At 52.5% G+C, this 21,401-nt stretch carries 26 protein-coding genes, 1 pseudogene and 1 other annotated feature; of the genes and pseudogenes, 4 read left to right on the top strand and 23 right to left on the bottom strand.

Features of this window, described 5'->3' with window-relative positions; all coding sequences use genetic code 11:
• Window positions 1-157 precede the first annotated feature (157 nt).
• A complete protein-coding gene (locus HV107_RS24670) occupies window positions 158-454 on the bottom strand; it encodes a YciI family protein (protein ID WP_166715541.1) in 297 nt (98 codons plus the stop codon).
• Window positions 455-675: 221 nt separating this feature from the next.
• Here HV107_RS24670 and tonB point away from each other — a divergent pair, with 221 nt between their 5' ends.
• Window positions 676-1,398 carry a TonB system transport protein TonB gene (gene tonB, locus HV107_RS24665; protein WP_259349661.1) on the top strand — a complete coding sequence of 241 codons (723 nt, stop codon included), beginning with the start codon at window positions 676-678 and terminating at the stop codon, window positions 1,396-1,398.
• A 38-nt stretch (window positions 1,399-1,436) separates the two neighbouring features.
• On the opposite strand, the gene yciA is transcribed toward tonB, so the two are convergent.
• The 4 genes and pseudogenes from yciA to HV107_RS27445 all read right to left on the bottom strand — a co-directional run.
• Window positions 1,437-1,832, bottom strand: a complete 396-nt coding sequence (gene yciA, locus HV107_RS24660) for an acyl-CoA thioester hydrolase YciA (RefSeq protein ID WP_014070524.1) — start codon at window positions 1,830-1,832, stop codon at window positions 1,437-1,439.
• A 105-nt stretch (window positions 1,833-1,937) separates the two neighbouring features.
• On the bottom strand, window positions 1,938-2,477 hold the full coding sequence (locus tag HV107_RS24655) for a septation protein A (RefSeq protein ID WP_014070523.1): 540 nt from the start codon (window positions 2,475-2,477) through the stop codon (window positions 1,938-1,940).
• A 57-nt stretch (window positions 2,478-2,534) separates the two neighbouring features.
• Complete coding sequence (locus HV107_RS24650) at window positions 2,535-3,278, bottom strand: YciC family protein (RefSeq protein WP_014070522.1); 744 nt, start codon at window positions 3,276-3,278, stop codon at window positions 2,535-2,537.
• A gap of 25 nt (window positions 3,279-3,303) precedes the next feature.
• Window positions 3,304-3,477 (bottom strand): annotated as a pseudogene (locus HV107_RS27445) (YkgJ family cysteine cluster protein); the annotation flags it as partial.
• A gap of 278 nt (window positions 3,478-3,755) precedes the next feature.
• On the opposite strand from HV107_RS27445, the gene ompW reads away from it, so the two are divergent.
• Window positions 3,756-4,391 carry an outer membrane protein OmpW gene (gene ompW, locus HV107_RS24645; RefSeq protein WP_182061329.1) on the top strand — a complete coding sequence of 212 codons (636 nt, stop codon included), beginning with the start codon at window positions 3,756-3,758 and terminating at the stop codon, window positions 4,389-4,391.
• 55 nt (window positions 4,392-4,446) lie between these two features.
• On the opposite strand, the gene uspF is transcribed toward ompW, so the two are convergent.
• From uspF to HV107_RS24605, 8 genes are all read right to left on the bottom strand, one after another.
• On the bottom strand, window positions 4,447-4,881 hold the full coding sequence (gene uspF / locus HV107_RS24640) for a universal stress protein UspF (protein WP_182061328.1): 435 nt from the start codon (window positions 4,879-4,881) through the stop codon (window positions 4,447-4,449).
• A gap of 147 nt (window positions 4,882-5,028) precedes the next feature.
• Entirely contained in the window at window positions 5,029-5,262 is a 234-nt protein-coding gene (yedF, locus tag HV107_RS24635; RefSeq protein WP_166715534.1) for a sulfurtransferase-like selenium metabolism protein YedF, read from the bottom strand.
• Complete coding sequence (gene yedE, locus HV107_RS24630) at window positions 5,259-6,470, bottom strand: selenium metabolism membrane protein YedE/FdhT (RefSeq protein ID WP_182061327.1); 1,212 nt, start codon at window positions 6,468-6,470, stop codon at window positions 5,259-5,261. Before yedE ends, yedF begins: the two co-directional genes overlap by 4 nt.
• A gap of 160 nt (window positions 6,471-6,630) precedes the next feature.
• Entirely contained in the window at window positions 6,631-6,849 is a 219-nt protein-coding gene (locus HV107_RS27565; RefSeq protein ID WP_182061326.1) for a hypothetical protein, read from the bottom strand.
• A gap of 89 nt (window positions 6,850-6,938) precedes the next feature.
• Entirely contained in the window at window positions 6,939-7,178 is a 240-nt protein-coding gene (locus HV107_RS24620) for a DinI-like family protein (RefSeq protein WP_182061325.1), read from the bottom strand.
• A 279-nt stretch (window positions 7,179-7,457) separates the two neighbouring features.
• Window positions 7,458-8,438 carry an NAD(P)H-quinone oxidoreductase gene (locus HV107_RS24615; protein WP_182061324.1) on the bottom strand — a complete coding sequence of 327 codons (981 nt, stop codon included), beginning with the start codon at window positions 8,436-8,438 and terminating at the stop codon, window positions 7,458-7,460.
• Window positions 8,439-8,478: 40 nt separating this feature from the next.
• The gene (locus HV107_RS24610; RefSeq protein ID WP_182061323.1) at window positions 8,479-8,805 is read right to left on the bottom strand and encodes a carboxymuconolactone decarboxylase family protein; all 327 of its coding nucleotides are present in this window, start codon (window positions 8,803-8,805) and stop codon (window positions 8,479-8,481) included.
• Window positions 8,806-8,846: 41 nt separating this feature from the next.
• Window positions 8,847-10,286, bottom strand: coding sequence for an NAD-dependent succinate-semialdehyde dehydrogenase (locus HV107_RS24605; RefSeq protein WP_182061322.1), 1,440 nt, complete (start codon window positions 10,284-10,286; stop codon window positions 8,847-8,849).
• A 119-nt stretch (window positions 10,287-10,405) separates the two neighbouring features.
• On the opposite strand from HV107_RS24605, the gene HV107_RS24600 reads away from it, so the two are divergent.
• A complete protein-coding gene (locus tag HV107_RS24600; RefSeq protein ID WP_182061321.1) occupies window positions 10,406-11,338 on the top strand; it encodes a LysR family transcriptional regulator in 933 nt (310 codons plus the stop codon).
• Between the two features lie 158 nt (window positions 11,339-11,496).
• Here the strand turns inward: HV107_RS24600 and HV107_RS24595 are convergent, their stop codons facing one another.
• The 4 genes from HV107_RS24595 to HV107_RS24580 all read right to left on the bottom strand — a co-directional run bounded on the left by HV107_RS24595 (window position 11,497) and on the right by HV107_RS24580 (window position 14,053).
• Entirely contained in the window at window positions 11,497-12,111 is a 615-nt protein-coding gene (locus HV107_RS24595; RefSeq protein WP_182063591.1) for a LysE family translocator, read from the bottom strand.
• Between the two features lie 96 nt (window positions 12,112-12,207).
• Window positions 12,208-13,017, bottom strand: coding sequence for an AraC family transcriptional regulator (locus HV107_RS24590; RefSeq protein ID WP_182063590.1), 810 nt, complete (start codon window positions 13,015-13,017; stop codon window positions 12,208-12,210).
• A gap of 4 nt (window positions 13,018-13,021) precedes the next feature.
• The gene (locus HV107_RS24585; RefSeq protein WP_182061320.1) at window positions 13,022-13,318 is read right to left on the bottom strand and encodes a chorismate mutase; all 297 of its coding nucleotides are present in this window, start codon (window positions 13,316-13,318) and stop codon (window positions 13,022-13,024) included.
• Between the two features lie 399 nt (window positions 13,319-13,717).
• Window positions 13,718-14,053, bottom strand: coding sequence for a colicin E1 family microcin immunity protein (locus HV107_RS24580; protein WP_182061319.1), 336 nt, complete (start codon window positions 14,051-14,053; stop codon window positions 13,718-13,720).
• A gap of 221 nt (window positions 14,054-14,274) precedes the next feature.
• On the opposite strand from HV107_RS24580, the gene HV107_RS24575 reads away from it, so the two are divergent.
• Complete coding sequence (locus HV107_RS24575) at window positions 14,275-14,613, top strand: SMR family transporter (protein ID WP_014070514.1); 339 nt, start codon at window positions 14,275-14,277, stop codon at window positions 14,611-14,613.
• Between the two features lie 40 nt (window positions 14,614-14,653).
• On the opposite strand, the gene trpA is transcribed toward HV107_RS24575, so the two are convergent.
• The 6 genes from trpA to trpL form a co-directional block, all read right to left on the bottom strand.
• Entirely contained in the window at window positions 14,654-15,463 is an 810-nt protein-coding gene (gene trpA / locus HV107_RS24570) for a tryptophan synthase subunit alpha (RefSeq protein WP_182061318.1), read from the bottom strand.
• Window positions 15,463-16,656, bottom strand: a complete 1,194-nt coding sequence (gene trpB / locus HV107_RS24565) for a tryptophan synthase subunit beta (RefSeq protein ID WP_182061317.1) — start codon at window positions 16,654-16,656, stop codon at window positions 15,463-15,465. The genes trpA and trpB overlap by 1 nt, the downstream gene beginning before the upstream one ends.
• A gap of 10 nt (window positions 16,657-16,666) precedes the next feature.
• Window positions 16,667-18,025: a bifunctional indole-3-glycerol-phosphate synthase TrpC/phosphoribosylanthranilate isomerase TrpF gene (gene trpCF, locus HV107_RS24560; protein ID WP_182061316.1), complete on the bottom strand. Its 1,359-nt coding sequence runs from the start codon at window positions 18,023-18,025 to the stop codon at window positions 16,667-16,669.
• Window positions 18,026-18,028: 3 nt separating this feature from the next.
• Window positions 18,029-19,624 carry a bifunctional anthranilate synthase glutamate amidotransferase component TrpG/anthranilate phosphoribosyltransferase TrpD gene (gene trpD / locus HV107_RS24555; RefSeq protein WP_182061315.1) on the bottom strand — a complete coding sequence of 532 codons (1,596 nt, stop codon included), beginning with the start codon at window positions 19,622-19,624 and terminating at the stop codon, window positions 18,029-18,031.
• On the bottom strand, window positions 19,624-21,186 hold the full coding sequence (locus HV107_RS24550) for an anthranilate synthase component 1 (RefSeq protein WP_182061314.1): 1,563 nt from the start codon (window positions 21,184-21,186) through the stop codon (window positions 19,624-19,626). Before HV107_RS24550 ends, trpD begins: the two co-directional genes overlap by 1 nt.
• Window positions 21,187-21,211: 25 nt before the next feature.
• Window positions 21,212-21,306 (bottom strand) — a sequence feature (Trp leader region).
• Window positions 21,283-21,327 carry a trp operon leader peptide gene (gene trpL / locus HV107_RS27560; protein ID WP_106993556.1) on the bottom strand — a complete coding sequence of 15 codons (45 nt, stop codon included), beginning with the start codon at window positions 21,325-21,327 and terminating at the stop codon, window positions 21,283-21,285. Its footprint overlaps the feature before it by 24 nt.
• Window positions 21,328-21,401 lie beyond the last annotated feature (74 nt).

The raw sequence follows: 21,401 nt of genomic DNA, 5'->3' as shown, positions 1-21,401 counted from the left end.
TGGCAGATGTCGAATATCGTATGTGTGAAAAATTGCCTTAGCGAGGTTTTACATCACCCGCCAGAAAGCAAGTCCTGCACGAACTGGGATGTCGATGGCAGTGTTATGGCAGGCCGAAACGCATAAATAAAAGGCTCCTTTCGGAGCCTTTAGTGCATCAGAACACTTTCTTGAACGGACGCACGGTGACTTTTGCGTAAACGCCAGCCGCCACATACGGGTCAGCGTCAGCCCAGGCTTTGGCCGCTTCCAGGGATTCGAACTCTGCAATAACGGTTGAACCGGTAAAACCTGCCGCGCCAGGATCGTTGCTGTCTACCGCGGGCATTGGGCCTGCGGTTAACAAACGGCCTTCATCGTGTAACAGCTGTAAACGCGCCAGATGGGCAGGGCGCACAGAAAGGCGTTTTTCCAGGGAATCAGCTACATCTTCTGCATAAATCACATAAAGCACGGCGGAGCTCCTTAACCAGTAAAAGTGGCAATTACGTTATGTGAAAGCACAATTGACTGCAATGTAAAGATAACGACAATGTTAAAACCCTGATCTGAATGCGCCTTTTTTGGCCTCTTATGCGCTTAAATCGCGTGAAGATAAAGTGTCTTATTGAATATGATTGCTATTTGCATTTAAAATCAACGTCTGGTTTTTTAACTCTGATGATTATGACTTCGATGACCCTAGATTTACCTCGCCGCTTTCCCTGGCCGACGTTGCTTTCCGTCGTTATTCACGGTGCTGTTGTGGCGGGTCTGCTGTACACCTCGGTTCATCAGGTTATTGAAATGCCAGCGCCCGCGCAGCCTATTTCTGTGACCATGGTAACGCCAGCGGAGCTTGAGCCGCCGCAGGCTGTCACACCACCGCCACAACCGGTTGCTGAGCCGGAACCTGAGCCAGAGGTTGTCCCGGAGCCGCCAAAAGAAGCGCCAGTGGTGATCCACAAGCCTGAGCCAAAACCTAAGCCCAAACCGAAGCCAAAACCGGTGAAAAAGGTTGAAGAGCGTCCTAAACGTGAAGAACGCCCTGTTGAGACGCGTACCACTCAGCCGGTTGAAAACGCTGCGCCTGCGCGCGCAGTGGCCAACAATACGCCAGCGGTGGCAAAACCGACACCAGCCGCGCCAGCAGGCCCGCGCGCATTGAGCCGCAACCAGCCACAGTATCCGCAGCGTGCTCGGGCGCTGCGTATTGAAGGGCGTGTTCGCGTGAAATTTGACGTTACGCCAGATGGCCGCCTTGATAACATCGAAATATTATCTGCGCAGCCTTCTAACATGTTCGAACGCGATGTGAAAGACGCCATGCGCAAGTGGCGTTATGAAGCAGGCAAGCCCGGCAGTGGATTGGTTGTGAATATCGTGTTCCGCATGAATGGCGGGGCACAAATGGAATAAAAAAAAGCCTCCAGAACGGAGGCTTTTTTTGTCTGGCATTAAATTGCAGGTAGCTGGCGGGGTTTGCCCTGGCTATCGACTGCCACATAAATAAACAGCGCTTCGGTCGCTTTATAACGCTGACCGATAGGCTCGGAAGAGACTTTTTTCACCCACACTTCAATGTTGATCGAAATTGAGCTGTTACCGCGTTTCACGCAGCGCGCATAACAGCAGACGACATCACCCACGGCAACCGGGCGAAGGAATGTCATGCCATCTACCCGAACGGTCACCACGCGTCCGTGAGCAATCTCTTTTGCCAGGATCGCGCCGCCCATATCCATTTGTGCCATCAACCATCCACCAAAAATATCGCCATTGGCGTTGGTGTCCGCGGGCATTGCCAGTGTGCGTAATACCATTTCGCCCTGAGGGGCGTCATTTGTTGTCATTGTTTTAACTCGTAACTGAAGACTTCAGGCGGGATGCTACTATGATTTTCGGCTGGTGAGAATAGACCAGAACGCCCGTAGGGCGAGCGTTCTGGTAAAAAACTGTCAGTGCTTATCGTCCTGAGGCATGTGGCGGTAAATATAAACACCGCTTAAGAGCGTAAAAATAAGCGTCAGGGCGGTCAGGCCGAAGACTTTGAAGTTGACCCAAATATTCTGCGGCAGCCAGAAGGCGATGTAGATATTGGCCAGGCCACAAAGAATGAAGAACACCGCCCAGGCGATATTCAGTCGCGACCACACTTCCTGCGGGAGCGTCAACTCTTTACCCAACATACGCTGGATTAAAGGCTTTTTCATGACCCACTGGCTGATCAGCAGCGCACCAGCAAAGAGGGCATAAATGACCGTGACCTTCCATTTAATAAATTCATCGTTATGGAAGAACAGGGTTAACCCGCCAAACACGGCGACCAGAACGAACGTGATCAACGCCATTTTTTCAACTTTGCGATAACGCACCCAGCTGTAGATAAGCACGATAGCGGTTGCGACGATCAGCGCCGTTGTGGCGGCATAAATGTCGTAGAGCTTATAAAACGCGAAAAATACGACAAGGGGTAAAAAATCAAGAAACTGCTTCATTCTGTGATTCCATCTTCTTCGTTGAGCCGGGTACAGCGACATACCCGGCCATCATGATTACTGACGAATTAACATATACAGGCGGAACAAGTAGACCAGCAATACCGCTGAAATCAGATTGCTCAGCGTATTGGCCACTACCGCGCCAACGTTTGGCGTGAGTACGGCAAAGTTTGGTGCAAACAGCAGCAAAAGCGTTTTGGCCAGCAACCAGCCGATTACTGCTGGAGCAACCAGGCGCATATTAGACCATGCCAGTTTTATGCTGCTGCGCATAGCGACGAATATTCCCATTTTATCCTGCACAACCATCACGGGTGCGAAGGAAAGAACAATCGCCAGAAGAACGCCAGGTACAACGACCAGCATAATGCCAATCTGAACCAGCATCGTGGTTAAAAAGATAAGGATGAACAACTTCGGTAAAACCGGTGCGCTGGCACCGATAGCGCGTAGGGCACTAACACGCTGTCCCGCAGACACCAGCTGGATCATCAGCAGAACCCCGCCTGCCAGAACGGCGTTGCCAATCAGGCCGGAGAAGGTTGATGCAGCAGATGCCCGCAGCAGGATTTGCTGCTGTTCGGGAGTCATGTTTTGCACCAGTTCAAATAGGCCCACGCTGCCTGCAAGATTGTCGCCCTGACTCAGGCTGGCAATCTGGTCATCACTGGGTGAAAACGCATGGCCAAGCACCACCGTGATAAACGCACATAGCAACGCTATCAGTAAAAAGGTAATGAACTGATTGCGGAAAAAATTCCCCGTGTCACGGTAGACAGACTTCGCCGTGATAGACATGCACTCTCCTTGAGTATTGCAGGTGTTAATTAGCCGGCAATTGTACACCGGATAAGTCTGCGGTGGCAGCATCAAGCCTTGTATGGAAAAGCATATCTTTGTAAAGCGGAGGTAATCCGTAGCGTGCTCTGGCTCGATTACAGGCCTCATTGACCTGCCCATCCTCGCCAGACATTGAAAGTTCGCGGCAGTGTGTCGGCACATCTGCAAATAAGGGCGCATCAAATCAAACTGTGAAACAGCTCAATTATCCAGCCGCTGAAAAGAGAACAAGAGGGGGAAAGCGGAATATTTTGTTACTGTGAAAAGGCAAAAATTGACTTAGAGACGATTTACTCCTTTCTGATTAGTTATGAAAAATTAACTCAGATCAATGAATGTTAAATTACTGGTTTTTATGTGATCTGTGTTAGATCACTTATTACTCATTTGTGAGTATATTCTGCTCCGAAATAAAACCACAACGATGGAGCGGATATGAAAAAATTAGCAGTGGCAGCCCTTATCTTAAGCAGTATCTCTGGCGGCGCGTACGCGCATGAAGCAGGCGAATTCTTTATTCGCGCAGGTTCGGCAACGGTTCGACCAACGGAAGGTTCCGATAATGTGTTGGGTAAACTGGGTGGCTTTAACGTCAGTAACAACACCCAACTGGGCCTGACGTTTACCTATATGGCAACCGAAAATATCGGGGTAGAACTGTTAGCCGCAACACCATTCCGTCATCACGTTGGCACCGGGCCTACCGGTAATATCGCGACGGTTAACCTGTTGCCGCCAACCTTAATGGCGCAATGGTATTTTGGTGATGCCAGCAGCAAGGCGCGTCCTTATATTGGTGCGGGCGTAAACTACACCACGTTCTTTAATGAGAAGTTTAACGATACCGGTAAAGATGCGGGTCTTTCAGATCTCAGCCTGAAAGATTCCTGGGGTGTGGCGGGACAGGTCGGGCTGGATTACCTGATTAACCGCGACTGGCTGATTAATATGTCCGTCTGGTATATGGATATCGACACGGATGTGCGCTTTAAAGCAGGCGGCGAACAACAGAGCGTTAGCACCCGTCTGGATCCGTGGGTATTTATGTTCTCGGCGGGTTATCGTTTCTGAGTATCACAACCACCTGCCAGGCAGGTGGTTGATCTACGCTTTGTAGCACAACACCTCATCGAACAACCAGCACCGAACAGGTGGCATGACGAACAACAACCGCCGCATTTGACCCTAAAAGGTAGGTCGAAATATCAGGGCGATGAGAGGCAATGATAATCAAATCGGCACTGATGGAATCCGCCAGCTTCAGTATCTGATCTTTAGGTGAGCCTGAAATGGCATGGGTATGCACTTTGTCTGCGGGCAAGTTGAACTGTTTAACCACCTCATCCAGCTTAGCAAGCGCTTGTTGCTGTATCTCCGCCAGTTTCGGCGTTTCAATCGAATAAGCCAGCCCCAGTGACGAGTAATAAGGCATAGACGGAATAACCGTCAGAAAATGCACACTTGCGTTGCCGATTGCTGCGTTCGCCTGAACATAGGGGATCACCCGATCGGTCAGGCGATTTTCGGAAATATCGAGAGGAACCAAAATGGAATGAAACATGCCGCACCTCCTGTTTGTTTTTTGTCCGCTTTAAGTCTAGCCCGCCGAAACATCGCCGGTGAGATTAGCGCGCAAAATGGGAGCCAGGGCATTTTTCAGGTGTGTTCAGGTAAAATTCAGTGCGCCCCGGAACGGGGCGCGAAGGGATTATTTCTGAATCAAATAGCGAATGGTAGGACCATCCTGTTGAATATCCAGCACCGTATAGCCGTGGTTTCTGGCATCCAGAGGAATGTTGTTAATGGATTGCGGACAATCGCTCACCACTTCCAGAATTTCCCCTTTCTTAAGCTGAGGCAGGGCTTCAAGCGTTGCGACAGCCGGATAAGGGCAAGGCTCGCCGACCATATCCAGGCGATAGTCAGGTACAATCTCTTTCATGCGATATTCTCCTGGGGGTGAGTCTTAGTGGCCTTGCGGCGAAAAAAGCGTTTTTCCTGGGCGACAACCAGCAGAAATGCAATCAGCAGCAGGGCGTATGTCACAAGTAAACCGCCCAGCGGACCAAAGGTGTTCAGCAGGTTAACTTTGTCCCAGTTGGTTGCCAGAACCGGGGATAAATCATCCCAGAAGTACGCCAGCACCGTAGAGCCAATCACATTGCCCAGTCCAACCCACCAGTAATGCACCTGGCCTTCTACCGCACGATACATCCAGCCCGTTTCACATCCACCGGCCAGCACAATCCCGAAACCAAACAGTAAACCGCCGATCACCGCATTGGGACCAGCCCACATGATTTTCGGTTCAACGCCGAGCTGCACGTAACTGAAAATACCGATAGCGCTGACCGCCATCCCGGCAATAATGGCTTTTGCCATCATTGTACGGCCGGTTATCCACATATCGCGAAATGCTGAAGTGAAGCAGATCTGCGCACGTTCTATCAGTAAGCCAAATCCAACGCCGAACAGCATTGCCAGGCCCAGTTTCGGCTGGTTAAGGGCGGTGCATAATGCCCAGGCCAGCATGGCGAAAAAGACCAGCATCCCGAGTCGAAATCGACGACGCGCCTGATCGGGTTTTTGTGTCAGTGGCGAGGCGGCGCTGACTTTAGTCATTTTCACCGGAATGCGGAAGAAGGGCAGTAGCGTAAAGCGCGCGCCAAAGTAAGAGCCAATGGCCGTTGCCACGGCAAAGAACCAGGCATGAAGTGAAAACTGAGGAATACCGGTAAAGAAGGCTGCCAGGTTGCAGCCCATCGCCAGGCGGGCGCCAAAGCCTGCGATAATACCGCCTGCGACGGCCTGCATAATGCGGATCCGGCTTTTTGGCATTCGTAGCTTCACGTTGTTTGCCCACAGCGCGGCAGCAAAACAGCCCCCAAACATGCCGATAATCATCATCCCGTCGATACGGGTCAGGGGAGTACCATCCAGATGAATCAGTTTAAAATAGCCCCACTCTTCGGTATGCACGCCCGCGAGCTGTAATAATTGCCCACCCCAACGGGTAAACTCACCCGTTACCGCCCAGAAGGTGCCGGTGATCCCGAAATAGTAGGTAGAGAGAATGCCCGCGGCGATAACCGCCGGAACCGGAGACCAGAACTTAACCAGGTAAGTCTGTTTGAAATGATGCCATGTCATGACTGTGCCTCTGAACTCAGAAGGTGTATGTGGATTTAACGGGCTGGAATATATAGTTCTTTTTCTTTCTCCAAAACCTCTCCAAAACTTTTCTCCAAAATACCTGCCTTTTTAATGACCTCAATCATCAAAACTTCATGCTCTGGTACGCAAGGGATATTCAAAAATTAAATGACAAGCCTGGTAAACTCTTTCCCTCGCTCAAGACGCTCTGATAATGAATGCTGTTCGTGAAACTATGCAGGTAACCGTCTTTGATATCTGAGGATTTCATTTTTGCAATATCATCCCGGCGCTGGCCGGTAGGCTGATTGCCAACGGACTGGATAGAAAACAGATGGCGCTCATTTACGATGTTGCCGTTTTGCACTTTATACAAGAAATTTCCGGCGGGCGGAAAGTCACGGTTTACAGGCAGGCATATCATCAATTGACTGCCTGCTGGTATTGAAGACCATCAAGTGAAGACTAAGCTTCAAGCCACATATCAGCTTCTTCAAACATCTCCTGCACGACCCTGCTTATCTGCTCCTTTTCATGCTTGCTCGCATCAGTGTTGATCGCTGGAAGCGTCATCATTGGTTTAACGCGAACGTCTGCATCCGGGAAAACGCGGCAAATCCTCTTTGTTAACTCATCCAGAATGATGTTTTTTGCACCTGGCAGGCCTTCGAAATTGCGTTTGTCGTAAACGAGTTCTACGAACATAACCTTTCCTTAGAATGTGAAATAGTCTTGGCTTGATCTGTAACCCTAAAAATACCACTGTACATGTATACAGTCAATGGGTGGGTAAGGAAACAACTCGTACCCACCCCACCTGACATCCGAACTTCGCTTTGACAAGCAGAGTAACAGCAATACTCTGATATCACTTTTAGCCCTATAGTGATGTTTTTTATGGCAGTACTTGATTCATCCTCTGACATCGAACAGCCAAGGGGGTGCGACGAAAAGGCAGGAAAAAAGCCTTCTCGTTCGCGTCATCTACATCGTCAGCACAATTTTTCCGACGTTAAGGCCATCTTCCATACGCTGGTGAGCTTTACTGGCTTCCGCCAGCGGGAATACGCTGTCAATCACCGGGTTCAGCCCATCCTTACCGAAGCGAGTTAACCAGCACTCTCTAAAGCGGCGGGACATCTCATGTTTCACTTCTTGCGAACGCGATTTCATTACCGTACCGATAATCTGCAGATGGCGGTACAACACCCGATCCAGCGGTATCTTCGCGTTTTCAATCCCCCCCATGATGCCAATCTGCACCAGACGTCCACCAAAGTTGAGTGCATTCACGTTTCGTTCAAAATAAGGCGCGCCAATAAAATCGAGAATAAGATCAACCCCCTTGTTATCCGTAATGCTGGCGACAACTTCCGAGAAGTCTTCTGTCGCGTAATCAATGGCGTGATCAGCACCCAGATGGTGAACGAGATCGTGTGCTGCAGCATTCGCGGTGGTGATTACCGTCGCGCCTGTCGCGTGCGCCAGTTGCACGGCGGCACCTCCCACACCGCCGGCCCCGGCGTGGATCAGTACCGTTTCCGTGGGTTTCAGTTTCCCCAGATGGATAAGTGCTTCATGGGCGGTTACAAAGACCTCGGTAATGGCCGCCGCATGGATATAGTCCATACCTTCCGGCACTGGCATAGCCATCCGGTAATCGATACGGGCCATTTCCGCGTAAGCCCCGCCCCCGACGATACCCATAACACGGTCACCCACGTTATAGCCTTTTACATTCTCCCCGACGGCAATAACGTCACCGGCGATTTCCAACCCCATAATCGTCGAGTCTCCAAAATCAGGACGGCCATACCCGCCGCGTCTGTGGGTGAGGTCGGCCCGGTTAACTCCCGCGGCCCGCGTGCGGACCAGCAGATCATTGGGGCGCAACTGTGGGTCTGCGACTTCACTGATGTGAAGTACATCTGCCGGACCGAATTGATCAAAAGTGATTGCTTTCATGGTTCTGTTTCCTGAAATAAGAAGATGGATAACCCGTCATTCAGGCCTGTTCGTCAAACGTGGCATTGGCATAGCCAGACGCGGTAATCGCTGCCGGAAAGCCTGCGTAAAACGCCATGTGCGTAATCAGGGCGGAAATTTCTGTTTTGGTCAGACCGTTTTCAATGCCGCGACGCAAGTGGGCCGGTAGCTCATTGGAGTGATTCAGCGCAATGAGACAGGCGATGGTAACCAGACTACGGTCGCGCGGTGCCAGGTCCGGATCTGTCCAGACATCGGAATACAGCGGTTGCTCAACGAAGTCGGAAAGTTTAGGGGTAAATGCGCGGGCAGCTTCGCGCGGACGAGTAAAATCAACAGGTTTCATGGTCAGTTCCTCTTATAATCTGTAATTAATGCCAGTGTGTTTTAGATTTGGCTGATGAATTTATTCACCAGGTAATGGCCGATACCTTCCCGGCCACCCTCAGATCCATGCCCACTTTCTTTCATGCCGCCGAAAGGCAGTTCCGTCGCCACCATGCGGTACTGATTAATGCCGATCATTCCGGCTTCAAGGCCATCGCCAACATCCAGCACGGTACGGGCGTCACGCGTAAAAGCGTAAGCTGACAGGGCATACGGCAGGCGGTTTGCTTCTGCCAGCCCATCCTCAAGCACGTCGAACGGACGCATAACGGCAATCGGGCCAAAGGGTTCTTCGTGCATGATCCGCGCCTCCATCGGCACATCGGCAAGCACCGTGGGTTCAAAGAAAAAGCCCGGACGGTTGAGCCGTTTCCCGCCAGTGAGCACTTTCGCGCCCTGCGCGACAGCATCGGCAATCAGCGCTTCCATTTTTTCCAGCTGGCGGAGATTCGCCAGTGGCCCCACCTGCGTGTTTTCCGCCATGCCATCGCCGATAACGAGTTGCTCCGTCGCACTCACGAAGCGTTCGACAAACTGCGTGTAAACACCACGCTGAATCAGAAAGCGGGTTGAAGATATACAGATTTGGCCGGTGCCCCGGAACCGGTTAGCCGCCCCGCCAGCCGCCGCCGCGTCAATATCAGCATCTGCAAAGACCAGTACCGGCCCATGGCCGCCCAGTTCCAGGGTAATCGGTTTAACACCAGCGGCGGCACGCTGAGACAGTAGTCGACCTACCGGTACAGAACCGGTGAATGCCACTTTGCGAATAACCGGTGAGGCGATAAGAGTGGCGGAAACCTGATCTGGCACGCCAAACACAATTTGCAGTACGCCTTTAGGCAAACCGGCATCATCCAGGCAACGTGCCAGCGCCAGCGCCGTCGCCGGGCTCTCTTCACCGGGTTTCAGGATCACGCTACAACCTGCGGCCAGTGCTGCTGATAATTTGCGTGCCGGGGTAATGGCCGGGAAATTCCACGGAGTGAAGGCGGCGACCGGGCCGATGGGCTCTTTTTTGACCAGTTGCAGTACACCGGGGCGATTTGACGGTACAACGCGTCCATCAATGCGGCGGGCTTCCTCCGCAAACCATTCAAAATAGTCGGCTGCACGCAGTACTTCGTCGCGGCTTTCAGCCAGGGGTTTCCCTTCTTCCAGCGTCATCAACGAGGCAATATGTTCAGCGCGTTCGCGCATCAGGGCAGCGGCATTCTTCATGATGAGGGCGCGTTCAGCAGGCACGGTATGGCGCCAGACGTCAAAGCCAGAACGGGTGGCTGACAGGGCACGTTCAAGGTCGGCGGCGGTCGCCAGCGGCAAGCGGCCGATAGTGGCTTCGGTTGCGGGGTTAATCACAGCGACAGTGTCGCGATTACCCGCTTCAATCCAGTCACCGTCGATAAAAAGATAAAGGGGATCATATTGATGATTTTGCATGGTCGTTATCCTCAGTGTGTGTGTTTGTGTAATGTCATTCGGCTGAGGGGATATTAAGTTCAGCGTACATAACTGATAAGATGGCTTCTCACCACAACAGCTATGCAAGAAATGCACAGATGCAATCAGAGAAATTTGCCGAGTTCCTTGGAGTCTTTGTCGATGTCGCCCGTGAAAGCAGTTTTTCGGGTGCTGGTCGCCGTCGCGGACGCACCCCCTCCTCGATAGGACGGCAGATTGATGCGCTGGAAGCGTACCTGGATACCCCGCTCTTTTTGCGATCTACACGGCATTTAACCCTGACCGATGCTGGGGAAATACTGCTGATTCGCGCCAGACAGATCCTCGATTCACTGGTAGATACGCAGCAGGAACTGGCGTCGATGAAGGGCGAAGTAACCGGTGTGCTGAGAGTGGCGTGTTATCCCACATTTGGTAAACGCTATGTGCTGCCGGTGATGGCAAAACTCTCCCGACAGTATCCGGCGCTGGGCTTCGATTTGGATCTGACCGAACGGCTGGCAGATCCTGTCGCTGAACGCCTTGATGTTGTCATCCGTATTGGTGATATGGCCGACAGCACGTTGATTGCCAGCAAAATAGCAACGCAAATACGCGTGCTGTGCGCAAGCCCAGCATACCTGGAAAACGCGGGAATTCCCGTCTCGCTGGATAACATCGCCTCACATCGTTTAATCGATAAGCTGCACGGTGCTGATCTGCTTTGCTGGTCGAGCGTGATTGGCCATCCGGCCAGAGAAAACACTAGCCAGCCCATCTTTGGCTGTGATGATTTTGAAGCGATGCGTCAGGCTGCGGTTGATGGGCTGGGGATCGCGTTCCTGCCAGACTGGGTGGCGGGAGATGACATTAACAGTGGCGCGCTGGTACAACTCTTCCCGGAAATGTCATCGCAACCACATGTATCTACAGGAATATATGCGCTACGCGCGTTACGTCATCCGCCTGCCAGAGTCACGGTATTTCTCGACACATTGCGTGAATTCATCGGACATCCTGCAAAATGGTCAACACTTCGCAGTCAGCTCTGACGACATAAGCAACATTGCCGTTTTGCACTATATGAGCGTCCACTGTTCGCTCGCAGCGGACCTTCAGCTTGTATAACTAGTCCGCTTCGTGCCAACATCGGACATCCAATAACCCTTATAAGCACACCTTTTTCAAGTGCTATCCAAGAAGAATCTCGCTATTGCACGGCCATCGCCAGCCGAATCCCAACTGCAGTAAAGGCCAGCGCGACACTCCAACGAATGCCGGTCATCATCCTGTGATCTCCTAATACACGATGGCTAACAGCCGAAGCAAAAATGCCATACAGAGAAAATACAACAAAAGTCATGGCCGCAAAAATAGCAGAAAGAATCAACATGCTCTGTGTGGGGTGTACGTCCCTGGTGGCGATAAACTGCGGAAGAAATGCCAGGAAAAATAGCGAAAGCTTAGGATTAAGAATATTGGCAACCACAGCCTGCTGTATCAGGGCGCGATGAGATAACGCCGACCCTAGGCAGTCAGCAGATAAAAGTGTCTTATCCCGTAGCGTTTGCCACGCCATAAACAGCAGGTAAGCCACACCGGTAAATTTCACAAGGGAAAATAGCAACGGACTGGTATGTAATAATGCGGCAAGGCCAGTAATAGCAGCCAGCATATGTGGCAACACCCCCAGGGTACATCCTGCAGCGGCAATTATCGCACTACGCTTTCCCTGCCTCAGACCGGCAGAAAGCGTAATGATGGCACCCGTACCGGGTGATATAACGATTAGCAGAGATGTCACCAGAAAATCATTATAAAGAATCAAAGTTTACCCCTCATCGGAAGCTGAAAATAATCGCTTCAGTATTTGATTAAGAGGTTTTTTATGTCTTGAATAAAATTGCAGAGGTAGTGACAGCTAGGTTCTTGAAATCTGTCGCGCATAGAGGCCCGGCGTATAGCCATAACTGCGGACAAACAGGCGGGTCATGTGGCTTTGATCCGCAAATCCACTGGCAATGGCTGCATCAACAAGGCTCATTCCACCGGTAATAAGCTTTCGAACCAAGGACAGGCGTCGTTGCAAAAGATAGGTGTGAGGAGTCATTCCAGTATAATGCGCAAAAGCGCGTAAAAACGTAAACTGACCGAGTCCTGCAATCGCCGCCAGCTCAGTAAGGGATACGGCATTCCCCGGCGCGTCATCCATTTTTTCCTTTGCGTACAACACTCCTTTTAAGGGCATTTTCATCTGAAGTCTGGGCATTTGAGCCAATGCTTTGGTCATGACTAACATCGCTTCATCCGCAGCCAACCTTTCTACATCGCCACTACCGCTGATAATGGATTGATATAAGTGGTTAAAATTTTCTGCTATGCCAGCATTCGTCGATACAGGCAGAGAAAACTCGCCGCTAGAAAATTTCCCATCGGAAATATCGCTAAAGCAGCGATTGATGAGCTCAGTATCAAAATAAAGCATCCGCCAGGCTCGCGGACCGGAGAGAGGTGTCCCATCGTGAACTTCCCCCGGGTTAACCGTGATGATGTCACCCGCATTCGACTCGACATACCCACGGCCACTCAGGGATTTTTGCCCGCCGCTGTCCATCAAACCAATGCCGAACTGGTCGTGAGTATGCCGCCCAAAAGAGATATCGCTGTTGGTGTTTACCGCCTCAATACCCGCTACAGTAATTGGGAAAAGCTGAATGGAATGTTGGCGCACGATGTCAGCGTTTTTCCTGTTGCAGTTGGTCGTGTTGCCCGAGTTCATAATCGATAAACTCACCGATCATTGTCCGATAGACTTTTTCGATAATCACTTCGGGAAGTCCTGCTTCAGTTGCCTGTTTACATACCTTGTCGATTACCTGTTGCACACTGTCTGGAGCGCGAACGGCTGAGTGGTCAATTTTGAAAGCTGCCGCAGCTTTAACACATTCGCTGCGTTGCGCGATCATCTTAACCAGTTCTCGATCAATTTGATCGATTCGATGTCTAACATCTTCTATTGAGGAAAAATTCATCTTCAATCCACCTGGCTAGTACGTGAGTGCGATAGCTTACATAAAATTTCGATTAAATACAGTTTTTAACCTATAAGATTCTGGCTGAAAGGACGATATATGAAGTAAAACTTATCCAGAAGCTCGCTGCTATTGGTATAGCGATGAATTTGTGAGGCTTAACGTCTGCTCTTCACTCACAGCAGCCTGTCATGCCTGATTAAGAAACAGGCTTAACGTAGTTTCCCGGCGGCCATCTTCCTGAATCAGAGCCCGCAGTGACGAACATCGGTGTTCTGTTGGTGGTCTGGAAGCCAGAAGTGACCACATGTTTCGACTGCAAAACGGCATTGATGAGAAGTTGCCGGGCAATGTAATGAATTACATTACTAGCGGCCAATAAAAACCACAAAGGCCGCGTCATGTGGCCTTTTTTGATACGGCAAGGTACAGCAGATAGATTACGCCTACTGGTATGGCCACGACGAAAATCAGCATGAAGTAGACTGCATACAACCCGCTCTTCATCGGCGTTTCAGTATAGAAACCTGTAGTCCACTGTTTGCGTGTTGAATATTTCAGGACAATCCGCTCAATCGCTTTTTTTGCAAAGGGGAAAATCAACCCACTTAGCAAACCCAGTCCCATCAATGTCCTCATTGTGGTTGTTTGAGGTTCATCATGCCAGACAAAGGCGATAATCCCGAATACGACCAAACCCAAACATAAGTTACCCAGATAGTATTTAAGTGTCATGCTTACCTTATAAATCTAAACAGCCCTGTCGAAGTTTCGTCTGTTTTTCGCCTTCCTGCTTCTCACAATTACAGCTTGAATGCAAAAGTGACCCTGACCCAAAATCCTGCTCCATTCAGAAACAGAATTCCGGCATGATTAATACTCCCCCAAAGACTTCTCTGAACCGTCATAAAAGCGCTTTACAATGTCGGGTTTGCTGGCTTTTTACTGAGGACTCTATGAACCAACAGGCTGTTCTTTTTCTGGCGATTGCCATTGTGATGGAAGTCATTGCCACCACGGCGCTCAAGCTCTCTGACAGCTTTACGCGTCTGTTACCGAGCGTGGTGGCCATTCTGGGGTACTGTATTGCTTTCTGGTGCCTGACTATCCCGATGAAAAGCATTCCTACGGGGATTATATATGCTATCTGGTCCGGGGTGGGTATCGTCATGATCGGCGCGGTTGGCTGGCTGTTTCTGGGGCAAAAACTGGATTTCCCGGCCATGCTGGGGATGTTGATGATTATCGGAGGGGTGGTGGTCATTAATCTCTTTTCGAAAAGCGTGGCCCACTAAGGGATACCCGTCTGGCAGTGGGCCAGACGGGTGACACCGATTACGCTTTACGTGTAGCGGCTTTCATCGCAATCACGAAGGCTTTCAGCTCGGCCAGCATCTGCTCTGGCTTATCAACGTTCTTCTCGATGATTTTCACAATTGCGGAGCCTGAAATAGCCCCGGCAGCCTGGGCGTCAATCGCCGCAGTCACCTGCTCTGGTGAGGAGATACCAAAGCCTTGCAGCGGAGGCGCTGCATTGTATTGCGCCAGTTTTTCCACCAGATGATGTAGCGGCAGCGCCGCCTTGTTCTCGGCTCCGGTTACGCCTGCACGGGAAAGCAGATAAGTGTAACCACGGCCATAAGAGGCAATCTGGCGCAGCAGTTCGTCATCGGCGTTTGGCGGGCAGATGAAAATCGGCGCAACGTTATGACGCATCGCTGCCTGGCGGAACGGGGCAGACTCTTCAATCGGTACATCTGCAACCAGTACGGAATCAACACCCACGCGCGCGCATTCGGCATAGAACTCATCAATACCGCGGTTAAACACCAGGTTGGCATACATCAGCAGGCCAATCGGGATTGTCGGGTGTTTCTGACGAATGGCGGCCAGCATCTCAAAGCACTGGGTTGGCGTTACGCCCGCAGCAAAGGCGCGCAGGGTGGCATTCTGAATGGTTGGGCCATCCGCCAGTGGGTCTGAGAACGGGATACCCAGTTCCAGCGCATCGGCACCGGCTTCCACCAGGGTGTCGATGATTTTCAGTGACTGTTCCGGGCCAGGATCGCCAAGGGTGACGAAGGGAACGAACGCGCCTTCCTTGCGGGCTTTCAGTTGTGCAAATGCGTTATCATAGCGTTCCATCAGATTTCCCCTCGTGCTTTCAGAATATCGTGAACGGTGAAGATATCTTTGTCACCGCGACCGGAAAGGTTAACCACCAACAGCTGCTCTTTTTCCGGGTTTTCTTTCATCATTTTCAGCGCGTGTGCCAGCGCATGAGAGGACTCCAGCGCCGGGATGATCCCTTCGTGGCGACACAGCGTTTTAAATGCTTCCAGCGCTTCGTCATCGGTGATAGAAACATAATCCGCACGACCGATGCTGTTCAGATACGCGTGCTGCGGCCCAACGGACGGGAAATCAAGGCCCGCAGAGATAGAGTAAGACTCTTCAATCTGGCCCTCATCCGTTTGCATCATCGGGGACTTCATACCGAAGTAGATCCCAACGCGGCCATGCTTGAGCGGTGCACCGTGTTCACCGGTTTCGATACCGTGACCAGCAGGTTCAACGCCAATCAACCCTACGCTGGTGTCGTCGATGAAATCTGCAAACATCCCAATGGCGTTAGAACCGCCGCCCACGCAGGCGATCACCGCATCAGGCAGGCGCCCCTCTTTGTCGAGGATCTGAGCTTTGGTCTCTTCGCCAATCATGCGCTGGAATTCACGTACGATAGTCGGGAACGGATGCGGACCCGCCGCGGTACCCAGCATATAGTGCGCGGTGTCATAGCTGCCAGACCAGTCGCGCAGCGCTTCGTTACAGGCATCTTTCAGCGTGGCCGAGCCGCTGTGTACAGGGATCACTTCAGCACCCATCAGACGCATACGGAACACGTTCGGCGACTGACGTTCAACGTCTTTCGCACCCATGTAAATACGGCATTTCAGGCCGAGCAGGGCGCTGGCAAGTGCCGACGCCACACCGTGTTGACCCGCACCGGTTTCAGCGATGATTTCGGTTTTGCCCATGCGCTTGGCGAGTAACGCCTGACCCAACACCTGGTTGGTTTTATGCGCGCCACCGTGCAGTAAATCTTCACGCTTAAGGTACAGCGTGGTTTTTGTGCCTTCGGTCAGGTTACGGCACTTGGTCAGTGCCGTCGGGCGGCCTGCGTAGTTTTTCAGCAGGTCGGTAAATTCAGCCTGAAATGCCGGATCCTTTTGCGCACTGACGAACGCGTCTTCCAGCTGGCGCAGCGCAGGCATCAGAATTTGCGGTACATACATACCACCGAACTCACCAAAATAAGGGTTTAGTAATGTCGTCATCTTCTCTTCCTTAATATGCACGCAGAGTTTTAAACACCGAGGCCAGCTTGCTGGCATCTTTGATACCCGGTTGGGACTCTACGCCTGAATTGAAATCGAGGCCGGCACAGCCGGTTTTCGCCGCTTCTACACAGTTATCCGGGCTCAGCCCGCCTGCCAGCAGCACGTTGTCCAGTACTTCACCATTCAGCAATGACCAGTCAAAACGCTGGCCTGTACCGCCCTGGCCGTTGTCGAGTACGTATTTATCAACATGATTAAGATTACGCGCTGGCAGAGCATCGCCTACGCTCTGGGCTTTCCAGATTTGCACCTGTGGCGCAAGAACTTCCCGCAGGGCATCGATATACGCCTGGTCTTCGCTACCGTGCAGCTGGACTGCGCTCAGCGATAAGGTTTCGGCTTTAGCGGCTACATCAGCAATATTCGCGTTGCGGAAAACGCCCACGTAGCTGAGTGGCGCCGCCGCGATAATCGCACGAGCCTGCTCGACGGTGACGGCCCGAGGGGAGGTTTCGACGAAGATTAGCCCGCCGTAAATCGCTCCGGCTTCGCAGGCTGCCTGCGCATCCTGTTCACGGGTCAATCCACAAACTTTGTTTTCCCCAAGCAGTACCCGGCGCACGGCGGCGTTGAGATCGTCATACGCCATCATGGCGGAGCCAATCAGGAAGCCGTTGGCAAAATGGCTCAGTTCGCGCACCTGCGCATAACTATTGATACCGGATTCGCTGATAACTGTCACACCAGAGCCGAGGCGCGGCGCAAGCTGACGCGTGCGGTTGAGGTCAATGGACAGGTCACGCAGGTCGCGGTTGTTAATGCCAACCACTTTGGCTTCCAGCGCAATGGCGCGTTCCAGCTCTTCTTCGTTGCTCACTTCGGTCAGTACGCCCATGTTCAGGCTGTGTGCCACGGCAGAGAGCTGGCGATACTGTTCGTCATCAAGCACGGAGAGCATCAGCAGGCAGGCATCGGCCTGATAAAACCGCGCCAGCCAGATTTGGTACGGGTCGATAATAAAGTCTTTGCACAGGATCGGCTGCGGCGCGATGCCGCTGACAATCGGCAGAAAATCAAAACTGCCCTGGAAATATTTCTCATCCGTCAGCACGGAGATGGCTGACGCATGATGTTTGTAGACGCCTGCAATGCGTGCAGGATCAAAATCATCACGGATAACGCCTTTTGACGGAGAAGCTTTTTTGCACTCCAGGATAAACGCGGTGCGCGCACCCTGAAGGGCATCGTAAAAACGGCGGCTGCTTGGTACGACATCATTCTGAAAACTGGCAAGCGGCTGCTGCTGTTTGCGTGCTTCTACCCAAATGGCCTTATCGGCAACAATTTTCGCTAAAACGGTCTGCATTCTTTACCCTCTCGCCGCAAGTGCGGTAACGCGATCGTATGCTGCACCAGAGCGCAGTACGTCCAGAACTTTTTGTGCGTTGACCTTCAGGTCTTCCTCACCGTGTAAACGCATCAGCATGGCAACGTTGGCGGCAACGGCAGCCTCATGAGCGGACTCACCTTTACCTTGTAGTAAGCGCGTCAGAATGTCACGGTTTTCTTCCGGTGTGCCGCCTGCCAGCGCTTCCTGACGATAGGGCACTAATCCAAAGTCTTCAGCTTCAAGCTGGTAGCTCTGGATTTCTCCCTCGCGCAGCTCTGCAACCAGCGTTGGTGCATGAAGAGACACTTCGTCCATGCCGCCGCTGTGTACGACTGCGGCACGCTGATAACCCAACATACGCAAGGTTTCGGCAATCGGCAGTACCAGTTCCGGGCTGTAAACGCCAATCAGCGCCAGGGGCGGATGCGCCGGGTTAATCAGTGGACCCAGCACGTTAAACAGGGTGCGGGTTTTCAACTGCTGGCGAACTGGCATCGCATGGCGGAAACCAGTGTGGTATTTCGGGGCAAACAGGAAACAGACACCCAAATCATCCAGCGCTTCACGGGAGCGTTCGGCTTTCATGTCCAGGTTGATGCCAAAGGCCGCCAGTAAATCAGACGACCCCGAGCGGCTGGATACGCTGCGGTTACCGTGTTTCGCCACTTTCATTCCACATGCTGCCGCTACAAATGCACTGGCAGTGGAGATATTTATGCTGTTGCTGCCGTCACCGCCGGTGCCGACGATATCGGCAAACGGATAATCCGGGCGCGGGAACGGTGCGGCGTTTTCCAGCAGTGCGGTTGCTGCACCGGCGATCTCCTGTGGGCTTTCGCCGCGGACTTTCATGCTGACAAGCGCGGCCGCCAGCTGTTCAGGCTTCAGCTCACCGCGAACCACGGCGGAGAAGAGCTGGTGGCTTTCCTGCTGGCTCAGCGTCTGCGCCTGGTACAGTTTTTCCAGAATCGGCTGGAGCGTATTGGTTTGCTCCAGTTTCTGTAACGCCCAGTCGAGGGTTTGCTCCAGCAAACGCGCACCGTTGGAGGTCAGGATTGATTCAGGGTGGAACTGCAAACCGCAGACGCGATCGGCATCGTGGCGCACCGCCATCACCATGCCTTCAAAAGAGGCGTTAATCGTCAGCCCTGCCGGGATATTGCTGCCAACCAGCGAGTGATAACGCGCAACCGGCAGCGGGTTTGGCAACCCGGCAAACATCGCCTGGCCGTCATGTTCAATGCTGGAAGCTTTACCGTGCAGAATTTCACCGGCCTGGCCGACGTAGCCGCCGTAAGCCTCAACAATCGCCTGATGACCAAGACAGATGCCGATGATAGGCAGCTTGCCGCGCATCCGGGTCAGCAGCTCTGGCATACAGCCCGCTTCGCTTGGTGCGCCAGGCCCAGGGGAGAGCATCAGCACCGGGTTTTGCATGGTGCCCAGACGCTCAATCAGGGTCTGCGCCGGAACATGGTTACGGTAAATAACGACGTTGTGGCCATTCGCACGCAGCTGATCTGCCAGGTTGTAAGTAAAGGAGTCGATATTATCGAGCAGCAGAATGTCAGCCATCAGAAAATCTCCTGTGCATGGTGTGCGGTAGCGATGGCGCGCAATACCGCGCGAGCTTTACTGCGAGTTTCGTCAGCTTCAGACTGCGGAACAGAATCCAGAACGATACCTGCGCCTGCCTGGACGGTGGCAATGCCATCTTCCACATACGCAGAGCGGATAACGATGCAGGTATCGAGATCACCGTGAGCGGTGAAGTAACCCACCGCACCGCCGTAGCTACCGCGACGACGGCCTTCGGCTTCGGCGATAAGCTGCATAGCACGAACTTTTGGCGCACCGCTCAGGGTGCCCATGTTCATGCAGGCGCGGTAGGCGTGAAGCACGTCCAGGTCGCTGCGCAGTTCACCGACCACGCGGGACACCAGGTGCATCACAAATGAATAACGGTCAACTTTGGTCAGGTCTGCGACGTAGCGGCTGCCTGGGGTACAAATTCGCGCCAGGTCGTTACGCGCCAGGTCAACCAGCATCAGGTGTTCGGACAGCTCTTTATGGTCGGTACGCATTTCCAGCTCAATACGGCTGTCGAGATCGCGGTCAAGCGAGCCATCGGCACGGCGGCCACGTGGGCGCGTCCCGGCAATCGGGTAGATCTCAATCTGGCGGCTGGTGGCATCGTACTTCAGGGAGCTTTCCGGGGAGGCACCAAACAGGGTGAAATCATTGTCCTGCATAAAGAACATGTACGGGCTCGGGTTGCTCTTTTTCAGTACATCGTAGGCTGCCAGCGGCGACGGGCAAGGCAGCGAGAAACGACGGGACGGAACAACCTGGAAAATTTCACCGACACGAATCGCTTTTTGCATCTGGCGAACGACGGCACCGTACTGATCGTCAGTCTGATTAACATCGCATTGCATTTTTTCCACGCGCTGAACTGGCAGCACGGGTGGCTCTTCGGTCAATTGCTGCTGAAGTTGCGCGATGCGGTGATCAAGGCGTTTCTTTTCAGATGCTGACGGCGTGAACAGGCTTGCCTGGATGCGGGTGTATTTTTTCTGATGGTCGATCACCAGCAATGTTTCGGCCAGATAGAAGCAGTAGTCCGGACAGCGATTGCCTTGTTCGGTTTCCGGTAAATCTTCAAAACCCGCGACCAGGTCATACGCAAACAGCCCGCCAAAGAACATGGCTTCACGTTCATCTTCAGGTACTGAAACCAGATTTTGCAGCAGACGGAAGGCATCGAAAACGGACAGAGAGCACAGGCGGGCGTCTTCATCCAGCAGCTGACTGACCGGTGGGAAATGCAGCACACGCATCTCCGGGTGATGTTCATTTTCGATGCCGGCAGGCAGCGCGGCATCCAGCAGCGGCAGCAGGGATGCGCCGTTGTCAGATAAGGCTTTAATCGTGACGGTGTCACCTAATGCGGTAATACGCAGCGCGCTGTCGACCAGCAACAGGCTCTTGAGGTCGTCTTTGCTGTCGATATCCGCTGATTCCAGCAGCAGGGTGGCCGGACGCGCACCGCATACCTGATGAAACAGCGCGGTAGGGTTATGGCGATAGGCCGCCTCGCAGGTCAGCAATTCGAGGTGTGGTTTGGCTGTTTGCATGATGTTCTTCTCATTTATGCTGTTCAAAAAAAAGCCCGCTTTAGCGCGGGCCTGGTATCTGTTTGCATTTCGCAGACGAGTGACACTGCCCGATAATCAGGAAGTGCGCCACCAACCATGCAGAGTGAAATGTGCTGTCATTTTCAGATACCTTTCTCGTGTGAACTTGCGTACTAGTTAACTGGTTCGATGGCGTGTTGTCAACCCTTGATTTC

Origin of the sequence: Enterobacter sp. RHBSTW-00175 (genome assembly GCF_013927005.1) — a bacterium.
Lineage (GTDB): Bacteria > Pseudomonadota > Gammaproteobacteria > Enterobacterales > Enterobacteriaceae > Enterobacter.
The sequence above is the reverse complement of the archived record's forward strand: the minus strand, read 5'-3'. Positions and strand labels throughout refer to the sequence as shown.

What these genes read in the sequence shown, in the direction of transcription:
- tonB (WP_259349661.1), top strand. Translation starts at nt 676, where the DNA reads ATGACCCTAGATTTACCTCGCCGCTTTCCCTGGCCGACGTTGCTTTCC.
- yciA (WP_014070524.1), bottom strand. Translation starts at nt 1,832, where the DNA reads ATGACAACAAATGACGCCCCTCAGGGCGAAATGGTATTACGCACACTG.
- HV107_RS24655 (WP_014070523.1), bottom strand. Translation starts at nt 2,477, where the DNA reads ATGAAGCAGTTTCTTGATTTTTTACCCCTTGTCGTATTTTTCGCGTTT.
- HV107_RS24650 (WP_014070522.1), bottom strand. Translation starts at nt 3,278, where the DNA reads ATGTCTATCACGGCGAAGTCTGTCTACCGTGACACGGGGAATTTTTTC.
- ompW (WP_182061329.1), top strand. Translation starts at nt 3,756, where the DNA reads ATGAAAAAATTAGCAGTGGCAGCCCTTATCTTAAGCAGTATCTCTGGC.
- uspF (WP_182061328.1), bottom strand. Translation starts at nt 4,881, where the DNA reads ATGTTTCATTCCATTTTGGTTCCTCTCGATATTTCCGAAAATCGCCTG.
- yedF (WP_166715534.1), bottom strand. Translation starts at nt 5,262, where the DNA reads ATGAAAGAGATTGTACCTGACTATCGCCTGGATATGGTCGGCGAGCCT.
- yedE (WP_182061327.1), bottom strand. Translation starts at nt 6,470, where the DNA reads ATGACATGGCATCATTTCAAACAGACTTACCTGGTTAAGTTCTGGTCT.
- HV107_RS24620 (WP_182061325.1), bottom strand. Translation starts at nt 7,178, where the DNA reads ATGTTCGTAGAACTCGTTTACGACAAACGCAATTTCGAAGGCCTGCCA.
- HV107_RS24615 (WP_182061324.1), bottom strand. Translation starts at nt 8,438, where the DNA reads ATGAAAGCAATCACTTTTGATCAATTCGGTCCGGCAGATGTACTTCAC.
- HV107_RS24610 (WP_182061323.1), bottom strand. Translation starts at nt 8,805, where the DNA reads ATGAAACCTGTTGATTTTACTCGTCCGCGCGAAGCTGCCCGCGCATTT.
- HV107_RS24605 (WP_182061322.1), bottom strand. Translation starts at nt 10,286, where the DNA reads ATGCAAAATCATCAATATGATCCCCTTTATCTTTTTATCGACGGTGAC.
- HV107_RS24600 (WP_182061321.1), top strand. Translation starts at nt 10,406, where the DNA reads ATGCAATCAGAGAAATTTGCCGAGTTCCTTGGAGTCTTTGTCGATGTC.
- HV107_RS24585 (WP_182061320.1), bottom strand. Translation starts at nt 13,318, where the DNA reads ATGAATTTTTCCTCAATAGAAGATGTTAGACATCGAATCGATCAAATT.
- HV107_RS24580 (WP_182061319.1), bottom strand. Translation starts at nt 14,053, where the DNA reads ATGACACTTAAATACTATCTGGGTAACTTATGTTTGGGTTTGGTCGTA.
- HV107_RS24575 (WP_014070514.1), top strand. Translation starts at nt 14,275, where the DNA reads ATGAACCAACAGGCTGTTCTTTTTCTGGCGATTGCCATTGTGATGGAA.
- trpA (WP_182061318.1), bottom strand. Translation starts at nt 15,463, where the DNA reads ATGGAACGCTATGATAACGCATTTGCACAACTGAAAGCCCGCAAGGAA.
- trpB (WP_182061317.1), bottom strand. Translation starts at nt 16,656, where the DNA reads ATGACGACATTACTAAACCCTTATTTTGGTGAGTTCGGTGGTATGTAT.
- trpCF (WP_182061316.1), bottom strand. Translation starts at nt 18,025, where the DNA reads ATGCAGACCGTTTTAGCGAAAATTGTTGCCGATAAGGCCATTTGGGTA.
- trpD (WP_182061315.1), bottom strand. Translation starts at nt 19,624, where the DNA reads ATGGCTGACATTCTGCTGCTCGATAATATCGACTCCTTTACTTACAAC.
- HV107_RS24550 (WP_182061314.1), bottom strand. Translation starts at nt 21,186, where the DNA reads ATGCAAACAGCCAAACCACACCTCGAATTGCTGACCTGCGAGGCGGCC.